At 70.3% G+C, this 9,946-nt stretch carries 3 protein-coding genes, 1 tRNA gene and 1 rRNA gene; 4 read left to right on the top strand and 1 reads right to left on the bottom strand.

Features of this window, described 5'->3' with window-relative positions; translation table 11 throughout:
* From rrf to IG88_RS0110525, 3 genes are all read left to right on the top strand, one after another.
* Positions 1 to 92: ribosomal RNA gene (rrf, locus tag IG88_RS40210) — 5S ribosomal RNA — on the top strand; the annotation flags it as partial.
* A gap of 114 nt (positions 93 to 206) precedes the next feature.
* On the top strand, positions 207 to 869 hold the full coding sequence (locus IG88_RS0110530; RefSeq protein WP_031037964.1) for a DegT/DnrJ/EryC1/StrS family aminotransferase: 663 nt from the start codon (positions 207 to 209) through the stop codon (positions 867 to 869).
* 83 nt (positions 870 to 952) lie between these two features.
* Positions 953 to 1,025 (top strand) — tRNA-Thr (locus IG88_RS0110525).
* Between the two features lie 44 nt (positions 1,026 to 1,069).
* On the opposite strand, the gene IG88_RS0110520 is transcribed toward IG88_RS0110525, so the two are convergent.
* Entirely contained in the window at positions 1,070 to 3,823 is a 2,754-nt protein-coding gene (locus tag IG88_RS0110520; RefSeq protein ID WP_031037961.1) for a SpoIIE family protein phosphatase, read from the bottom strand.
* A gap of 393 nt (positions 3,824 to 4,216) precedes the next feature.
* Here IG88_RS0110520 and IG88_RS0110515 point away from each other — a divergent pair, with 393 nt between their 5' ends.
* A complete protein-coding gene (locus tag IG88_RS0110515; RefSeq protein WP_031037958.1) occupies positions 4,217 to 9,703 on the top strand; it encodes a HAMP domain-containing protein in 5,487 nt (1,828 codons plus the stop codon).
* Positions 9,704 to 9,946 lie beyond the last annotated feature (243 nt).

Raw genomic sequence — 9,946 nt, 5'->3', positions numbered from 1 at the left:
CGCCCGGTTACATTCCGAACCCGGAAGCTAAGCCTTACAGCGCCGATGGTACTGCAGGGGGGACCCTGTGGGAGAGTAGGACGCCGCCGAACAATTATTAGAAGGGCTGGTCCCGGAACTTCGGTTCCGGGACCAGCCCTTTTTTGTTTTCTGTCACTTCGAGTTCACGTTCCGCCCGGACCATCCCATGTATGGGTACTGCAGCAATGCTCAGGGCCGCCGGCGTGGGCGTCGGTGACGAGGTCGTCGTACCTGCCTTCGGGAACGTGGAAGTCGCCGAGGCCGTGGCCCTGGTGGGCGCGTCGCCGGTGTTCGCCGACATAGACCCGGCGACGTACTGCCTGGACCCCGCCTTGGTGGAGGCGGCGTTGACGCCTCGCACCGCGGCCGTGGTCGTGGTGCACCGCTTCGGCCGGCCGGCGGACATGGGAACGCTGCACCGCATTGGACAGCGGCACGGACTGCTGGTGCTGGAGCACAGCGAGTCCGAGGCGCCGTACGAGGAGATAGCGCGGCGCAGGCAGCGGGCGGCCTACCTCGACGGGAAGTTGAGGGGTGTGCGGACGCCCGAGTGGGGCGACGGGCACACCTATCAGGAGTACGTGGTGCGTGTGCCGGGGAACGGACGGCCGGACCGGGACGCGTTCGCCCGTGCGGTGCGGGCCAGGGGCGTGGAATGCCGGGTGCCGGTAAAGGTACCGGTACACCGGATGCCCGGGTTCCGGCGGTGCGTTGCGCTGCCGGAGACGGAACGGGCCGTCGACGAGACGCTCGCACTGCCCGTCGAGGCCGCGTTGACCAAGCGGGACATGCAGCGGATCGTGTCCGCCTGCAATGCGCTCGGCGGGTTGCTGCAGCCCGCCCACTGACGGCACATCCGTGGTTGGGAGCACCGGCTTGTTCGGGGTATGATCTATTCCGTTGCCGCGAGGGAAACCTCAAAAAGCGACAGGCCCCTATAGCTCAGTCGGCAGAGCGTCTCCATGGTAAGGAGAAGGTCAACGGTTCGATTCCGTTTGGGGGCTCCGAAAAGAAAGGCCCCGCCCAATCGGGCGGGGCCTTTCGCATGTCAGTCCGCCTGGGGCTCCGGGACGCGCATCGCGAGGATGGCCATGTCGTCGGACGGGGCGTCCGACGCGAAACGCTCCACCGCACGCAGGATGCGGGCGGCCACCGCGCCGGCCGTCAGGCCCGTGCAGGTCTTCAGGACGTCGGCGAGGCCGTCGTCGCCCAACATGCGTGTGCCCTCCCGGCGTTCGGTCACGCCGTCGGTGACGCACAGCAGGACGTCGCCCGGATCCAGGGTGACCGTCTGCTCGTACAGCTCCAGGTCCTCGATGACGCCGAGGAGGGGCTGTGGTTCCGCGGCCGGTTCGACGGTGCCGTCCTGGCGCAGGCGGAGCGGGAGCGGGTGGCCGGCGCAGACCACCTTGAGCTCGGCGCTGCCGTCCTGCCGCGGGCGCATCTCCCCGTACAGCAGCGTGAGGAAGCGGCTGCGGGCGCCCTCGTCGAGAATGGCGGAGTTGAGGCGCTGGAGGACCGCCGGGCCGCTGAGCCCTTCGCGGGCCAGCAGCCGCAGGGCGTGCCGGGCGAGGCCCGTGACGGCCGCCGCGTTGGGACCCGTGCCGCAGACGTCGCCGATGGCGAAGCCGTACGCGTCGTCGCTGATGGGGAAGAGGTCGTAGAAGTCGCCGCCGACCTCGTTGCCCTCGCCGGCCGCGCGGTAGATGACGTCGACCTCGACGCCGTCCACGACGGGCAGTTCCGGGGGCAGCAGGCTGCGCTGGAGGGACTGGCTGATGGCCGTGCGCTCCGAGTACAGCCGGGCGTTGTCCAGGGCCAGGGCGGCGCGGCGGGAGAGGTCCTCGGCGAGTTCCAGGATCTCCTGGCGGAAGTGGTCGTCGGTGGGCTTGCCGAGGGTGAGCATGCCGATGACGCGGTTGCGGGCGACCAGTGGCAGGACGACGGTCTCGCCGCCGACGGCGGAGGCGGTGGCGAGGGACGGGCCGATGCCGGTGCTCACTGGCTGGGGCGTGCCGCCGCTGAGGCCGAGGTCGCGCATGGAGGTGCGCAGCGCCGCCTGGTGGGCCATCTCCGCGGGGGCCGTCCACACGCGGGCGCCCGGGGTGGGCACCGGGTCGGGCGGGGCGATCTTCGACAGCAGGGACTTGATGCCGTCGATGAGCTCCTCGTCCTCGTGCAGGACGTACGAGAGGTAAGGGTCCGAGGACTGGTCGGCGATGGTGTAGACGGCGCACCAGGTGGCCAGGGTCGGGACCGTCATCTGGGCCATCAGGGCCAGTGTCTGGTCGCGGTCCAGGGTGCCGGCGAGGAGGTCGGAAGCCTCGACGAGGAAGCTGAGCGAGCCCCGGCGCAGCCGCTCCAGCTCGCCGAGCCGTGCGGACTCGACGGCCAGGGCGATGCGGTCGGCCGCGAACTGGAGGCGCAGGGCCTCCTCGTTGGAGTACCGGCCGGGGGCCTCGGCCGCGACGCCGAGCGAGCCGGTGAGGCGGCCCTCGACCTTGAGCGGGACGGTGACGACCGACCGCATGCCCGTGCTGTTGAGCAGCGGGACGGCGCCGGGAACGGCTTCCAGGTCGTCGTGGACGGCGGGCATGCGTGCCGAGCCGTAGCGGCCGGGGCCGGCCTCGACGGGGACGCGGGCGAAGCGCTGGCGGGCGGAGGGCAGGCCGGTGGAGGCGCGGACCTCCAGCTCCGTTTCGTCGTCGGTGGCCAGGAGCAGGAAGGCGGCGTCGGCGTCGAGCATGTCGCGGGCGCGTTCGACGGTGCGCTGGAGCAGGCCGTCGAGGTCGTCCGGGGCGGGGGAGCCGATGAACACCTCGAAGGGGTCGGCGCTCTGGCCCTCGGAGGCCGGGGAGTCGGAGGCCGCCGGCCCGCGCGACGGGGTCTGCAGCACCGCGCGTTCATGGTCGCGCACGAGGAGGCAGACGGTGGAGGGTTCGCCATCGGCGTCGCGGACGCGCAGGTGGGAGGCGTAGACGGGGGTGACGCGGCCGTCGGCGCCCCTTATGCCGTAGCTGCCCTCCCAGCGGGAGAGCTGGAGCGCCTCGGCGATGCCCGTGCTGGTGCCCGGGGTGTGCGGCCAGGCGGCCAGGTCGGTCAGCGGCTTGCCGGTGACCTGGTCGGGGGAGTAGCCGAAGAGTTCCTCGGCGTCCTCGTTCCACGACGTGACGGCGCCGGTGCGGTCGATCTGGACGACGGCGACGCGGACCCGGCCGTCGGCGAGCGGCAGCAGGGCGGCCGGCAGGGAGGGGCCGGCGGCACGGGTGCCGACGGGGCGTTCGGGCAGGTGGAGGTGGAACCAGACGTTCTTGAGGGTGGGTGTGTACTCCACGCCCCAGCGGTCGGCGAGCGCCGCGCACAACTGGAGGCCGCGGCCGCCCTCGCGGTCGAGGCTGCCCATCGTGGCGGGGGAGCCCTGGAGCGGGACCTCGCGCTCCGGATAGTGGTCGGCGACCTCGATCCGTACGCCGTCGTCGCTGCGCAGGCACACCACGTCCGCGGTGGTGCCGGCGTGGACCACGGCGTTGGTCACCAGTTCGCTGGTGAGCACCACGGCGTCGTCGACGATGTCGGCCTGGCCCCAGCCCTGGAGCGTGTCGCGGACGAAGGACCGGGCGCTCGCCACGGACCGCCCGACGGGCTCGAAGCTGGCGGCCGCGCGCGCGGTGATCACAGAACTCCCCGACCCTCTCTCCCCGTGCACGGCCTCATGGCCGACCGGCTCGTGCCGCTGCTGTGGCAGTCCACCCGTCGGCCCGGGATCCGGGGGCTGCTCCCCCGGGATCAGTCCGGTGGTCATTCCGGCCGCCCCTCCGATGCCGCTCGTCTCCGTGCCACCGCCCAGACCGGACGGACCGGTTCGGCTGGACAGCCGTGTGCAAGGTTACTTACCTTCGCCGTCCATCCGGATGCCGGTCTGCAGTGTTTCCGCCCAGAGGGTGTGCGGACGATGTGCGAAGCTGCCGAACTGTTATGGCCTGGTTCGGCCGGGGTGAAACACTGGGCAGGCTGCTTATGAAGGTCCGGGCAGGTGAATGCGCGCCGAGTCGGGTGGGCAGCAGCCCCTGGAGCGGTCCGGAGCACCGGGCCGCGGAGTGCCCGGCGGTGTCGGGACATGGGCGGCACAAGCCGGTCCGCCGAGTGCTGGCGGCCGGGCACAGCGGTATCGGTCGACCCCCGCGGGAGGGACACAGTGGAGTCTGGCGCAGCGACGCGGGCCACGAAGACGCGCGCGAAAGGCGGACAGTCCCTGAGTAACCAGGGCAAGTCGCGGGGCGGCGGTGCGCGGACCGGCAGTACGACGGTGGACACGGCGGCGCTGAACAGGCTGCTCGCGGCGCTCGTGTCCATGCGGGAGGGCAACTTCCGCAGGCGGCTCACGGTGTCCGGCGACGGCGTGATGTCGGAGATCGCGGCGGTCTTCAACGAGGTGGCCGACCGCAATCTGCACCTCACGGGCGAGCTGGCGCGGGTACGGCGCGTGGTCGGACGTGAGGGAAAGCTCACGGAGCGGCTGGAGACCGGGGCCTGCGAGGGGTCCTGGGCGGCCGCGATCGACCACTCGAACGCGCTGGTGGACGACCTGGTGCGGCCCGTCTCCGAGGTCAGCCGGGTGCTGTCGGCGGTCGCGGACGGTGATCTGTCGCCGCGCATGGAGCTGCGGACGCAGAGCGACGAGGGCACCGGGCAGCCGCTGCGCGGTGAGTTCCTGAAGGTCGGCCGGACCGTGAACAACCTGGTCGACCAGTTGTCGACGTTCACGGACGAGGTCACGCGGGTGGCCAGCGAGGTCGGCACCGAGGGCAAGCTGGGCGGTCAGGCGCGGGTGCGCGGCATGTCGGGTTCGTGGAAGGACCTGACGGACTCCGTCAACACGATGGCGTACCGACTCACCGCGCAGGTGCGGGACATCGCGCTGGTGACGACGGCCGTGGCCAAGGGCGATCTGTCCCGGAAGGTCACCGTGCACGTGGCCGGCGAGATGCTGGAGCTGAAGAACACCGTCAACACGATGGTGGACCAGCTCTCGGCGTTCTCGTCCGAGGTGACGCGCGTCGCACGCGAGGTGGGTACCGAGGGCGCCCTGGGCGGGCAGGCGCGGGTGCCGGGTGTGGCCGGGGTGTGGAAGGAGCTGACGGACTCCGTCAACACCATGGCCGGGAACCTGACGGCGCAGGTGCGGGAGATCTCCCACGTGACGACGGCGGTGGCCAACGGCGACCTGTCGAAGAAGGTGACGGTGCCGGCCCGGGGCGAGGTCGCGCAGCTCGCCGAGACGATCAACCAGATGACCGAGACGCTGCGGATCTTCGCGGACGAGGTCACGCGGGTGGCGAACGAGACCGGCGGCGAGGGACAGCTCGGCGGGCAGGCGAACGTGCCGGGCGCGGCCGGCATCTGGAAGGACCTCACCGACTCGGTCAACACGGTCTTCCGGAACCTGACCACACAGGTGCGCGACATCGCCGCCGTGACGACGGCCGTGGCCAGCGGCGACCTGTCGCAGAAGGTCACCGTGGACGTGGCCGGCGAGATGCTGGAGCTGAAGAACACCGTCAACACGATGGTGGACCAGCTCTCCGCCTTCGGTGCCGAGGTCACGCGGGTGGCGCGCGAGGTCGGCGTCGAGGGCGAGCTGGGCGGTCAGGCGCAGGTGCCGGGGGCCGCGGGGACCTGGAAGGACCTCACCGACTCCGTCAACACCGCGTTCCGCAACCTCACCGGTCAGGTGCGGAACATCGCCCAGGTGACGACGGCGGTGGCCAACGGCGACCTGTCGCAGAAGGTCACGGTGGACGTCTCCGGCGAGATGCTCCAACTGAAGAACACCGTGAACACGATGGTGGACCAGCTCTCCAGCTTCGCCGACCAGGTGACGCGGATGGCCCGGGACGTGGGCACGGAGGGCCGCCTGGGCGGTCAGGCCCGCGTCGACGGCGTCTCGGGGACCTGGAAGGAGCTGACGGACTCCGTCAACTCGATGGCCGGCAATCTCACCTCGCAGGTGCGCAACATCGCGCAGGTGACGACGGCGGTGGCGCGGGGCGACCTGTCGCAGAAGATTGACGTCGACGCGCGCGGCGAGATCCTGGAGCTGAAGAACACCATCAACACGATGGTCGACCAGCTCTCGTCGTTCGCGGAGCAGGTCACGCGGGTGGCCCGCGAGGTGGGTACCGAGGGCCGCCTCGGCGGGCAGGCCCAGGTGCCCGGGGTCGCGGGCGTGTGGCGGGACCTGACGGACTCCGTGAACGGCATGGCCGGCAATCTCACCGCGCAGGTGCGCAACATCGCGCAGGTCGCGACGGCGGTGGCGCGCGGCGACCTGTCGCAGAAGATCACCGTGGACGCGCGCGGGGAGATCCTGGAGCTGAAGAACACCCTGAACACGATGGTGGACCAGCTCTCTTCGTTCGCCCAGGAGGTCACGCGGGTCGCGCGCGAGGTGGGCACCGAGGGCATCCTCGGCGGCCAGGCGGAGGTGCAGGGCGTCTCGGGCACCTGGAAGGACCTCACGCAGTCCGTGAACGGCATGGCCAACAACCTGACCCTGCAGGTGCGCAACATCGCCGAGGTGACGACCGCGGTCGCCAAGGGTGACCTGTCGAAGAAGATCACCGTCGACGCCAAGGGCGAGATCCTCGAGCTGGTCACGACCGTGAACACGATGGTGGACCAGCTCTCGTCGTTCGCCGAGCAGGTCACGCGGGTGGCCCGCGAGGTGGGTACGGAGGGCATCCTCGGCGGCCAGGCGAGCGTGCCCGGCGTCGTGGGCATCTGGAAGGACCTCAACGACAACGTCAACCTGATGGCCAAGAACCTCACGGTCCAGGTGCGGAACATCTCCCAGGTGGCCGCGGCCGTCGCCAACGGCGACCTGACGCGGACGGTGACGATCGAGGCGCGCGGCGAAGTCGCCCAGCTCGCCGACACCTTCAACACCATGGTGCGGACGCTGCGGTCCTTCGCCGACCAGGTGACCAAGGTGGCCCGCGAGGTGGGCACCGACGGCATCCTGGGCGGCCAGGCACAGGTGCCGGGCGTGTCGGGGACGTGGAAGGACCTCACCGAGTCGGTGAACCAGATGGCGTCCAACCTGACCGGCCAGGTGCGCAACATCGCCATGGTGACCACGGCGATCGCGAAGGGCGACCTGACCAAGAAGATCGACATCGACGCGCGCGGCGAGATCCTGGAGCTGAAGACGACCATCAACACGATGGTCGACCAGCTCTCCTCCTTCGCCGAGGAGGTCACCCGCGTCGCCCGTGAGGTGGGCACGGAGGGCCAGCTCGGCGGTCAGGCCCGTGTGCGGGACGTCGACGGCACCTGGCGCGACCTGACGGAGTCGGTGAACGAGATGGCCGGGAACCTCACCCGGCAGGTACGGGCCATCGCGCGCGTGGCGACCGCGGTGACCCGCGGCGACCTGAACCTGAAGATCGACGTGGATGCCTCCGGCGAGATCTCGGAGCTGCAGGACTACATCAACAAGATGATCGCCAACCTGCGCGACACCACGATCGCCAACAAGGAGCAGGACTGGCTCAAGGGCAATCTGGCGCGGATCTCGGGCCTGATGCAGGGCCGCCGGGACCTCCAGGACGTGGCCTCGCTGATCATGAGCGAGCTGACCCCCGTGGTCTCGGCGCAGCACGGGGCGTTCTTCCTCGCCATGCCGCTGGTCGACGGGCAGGAGCAGGCGGGTGCCGAGGGCGACGCGTACGAGCTGCGGATGCTCGGGTCGTACGGCTACTCGATGGGGTCCATGCCGACCTCGTTCCGGCCGGGGGAGGCGCTGGTGGGCACCGCGGCCAAGGAGAAGCGCACGATCCTGGTGGAGAACGCGCCGACCGGCTACCTGAAGATCTCCTCCGGGCTCGGCGAGGCCCCGCCGGCGCAGGTGATCGTGCTGCCGGTGCTGTTCGAGGGGCAGGTGCTCGGTGTCATCGAGCTGGCGTCGTTCACGCCGTTCACGCACATCCAGAAGGACTTCCTCAACCAGATCGCCGAGATGATCGCGACCAGCGTCAACACGATCTCCGTCAACACCAAGACGGAGGTGCTGCTGAAGCAGTCCCAGGAGCTGACCGAGCAACTGCGGGACCGCTCGGAGGAGTTGGAGCAGCGGCAGAAGGCGCTCCAGTCGTCCAACGCCGAACTGGAGGAGAAGGCCGAGCTGCTGGCGCAGCAGAACCGCGACATCGAGGTGAAGAACACCGAGATCGAGGAGGCGCGCCAGGTCCTGGAGGAGCGCGCCGAGCAGCTCGCGGTCTCCATGCGCTACAAGAGCGAGTTCCTGGCCAACATGTCGCACGAGCTGCGTACGCCCCTCAACTCCCTGCTGATCCTGGCCAAGTTGCTCGCCGACAACGCGGACGCGAACCTGACCCCGAAGCAGGTCGAGTTCGCCGAGACGATCCACGGCGCGGGCTCCGACCTGCTCCAGCTGATCAACGACATCCTCGACCTGTCGAAGGTCGACGCGGGGAAGATGGACGTCTCCCCGACGCGCATCGCGCTCGTCCAGCTCGTGGACTACGTGGAGGCCACCTTCCGGCCGCTGAGCGCGGAGAAGGGCCTGGACCTGTCGGTGCGGGTGTCGCCGGGGCTGCCCGCGACGATGCACACCGACGAGCAGCGGCTGCTCCAGGTGCTGCGCAACCTGCTGTCCAACGCGGTGAAGTTCACCGACTCGGGCTCGGTCGAGCTGGTCATCCGGCCGGCCCGGGACGAGGTTCCGCAGGCGATCCGGGAGCAGTTGCTGGAGGCCGGTTCGATGACCGACCCGGACGGCGAGCTGATCGCGTTCTCCGTGAGCGACACGGGCATCGGGATCGCGGCCAGCAAGATGCAGGTGATCTTCGAGGCGTTCAAGCAGGCCGACGGCACCACCAGCCGCAAGTACGGCGGTACGGGGCTCGGGCTGTCCATCTCGCGGGAGATCGCGCAGTTGCTCGGCGGTGAGATCCACGCGCAGAGCGAGCCGGGCCGCGGTTCGACGTTCACGCTCTACCTGCCGCTGCACCCGAGCGAGCTGCCGCCCCACGGGTACCAGCAGCCGCTGCCCTCGGCGGAGGACGGTGAGCCGGCGGCGTCCTCCGGTGCCGCGGCCGAACTCCCGGCTGCGGAGAGCGCGGCGACGGACGAGGCCAAGCCGTACCAGAAGGCACCGAACGGAGCGGCCACGCTGTTCCGGCACCGCCGCCGGCCGGCCGGGGCCGAACAGCCCCCGGGGGCGCGCGAGCGGCAGACGGACGCGGGGCAGGAGCCGGCGCCGCAGTCCAGCCGGGGGATCCGCTTCGGCGGGCAGAAGGTGCTGATCGTGGACGACGACATCCGCAACGTCTTCGCCCTCACCAGCGTCCTGGAACAGCACGGCCTGTCCGTGCTGTACGCCGAGAACGGGCGGGAGGGCATCGAGGTCCTGGAGCAGCACGAGGACGTGGCGGTCGTCCTGATGGACATCATGATGCCCGAGATGGACGGGTACGCCACGACCACGGCGATCCGCCGGATGCCCCAGTTCGCCGGTCTGCCGATCATCGCGCTGACCGCGAAGGCGATGAAGGGCGACCGGGAGAAGGCGATCGAGTCGGGCGCGTCCGACTACGTGACCAAGCCCGTCGACCCCGACCACCTGCTGACGGTGATGCAGCAGTGGATGCACGAGGAGTGAGCACGGCGGAGCCGGCGGGAGCCGCCGGGAAGCGGCCGGTACGTTCGGTCTGCGGGTCCGGAGTACCTTCGGGCACGGTGTCCTCGCACGTTCGGGCACCTTCCGTGCGGCTCGCTCGGACGGTGTGCGAACGTGGAGTGCGTGCCGACGGCGGGAACCTCCGGGCTCACGCGCGGTCGCGGCCCGGCGTGCCCGAAGCCGTGTAGGAACACGGGAAACGGGGAACCTTCTGGTCTCCCGCCG

The organism is Streptomyces sp. NRRL F-5650, from assembly GCF_000721365.1.
Taxonomy (GTDB): Bacteria; Actinomycetota; Actinomycetes; order Streptomycetales; family Streptomycetaceae; genus Streptomyces; species Streptomyces ardesiacus.
The sequence above is the reverse complement of the archived record's forward strand: the minus strand, read 5'-3'. Positions and strand labels throughout refer to the sequence as shown.

Bases quoted from the DNA above. Each gene is read 5' to 3' on its own strand.
- IG88_RS0110520 (WP_031037961.1), bottom strand. From the start codon at position 3,823: ATGACCACCGGACTGATCCCGGGGGAGCAGCCCCCGGATCCCGGGCCG.
- IG88_RS0110530 (WP_031037964.1), top strand. From the start codon at position 207: ATGCTCAGGGCCGCCGGCGTGGGCGTCGGTGACGAGGTCGTCGTACCT.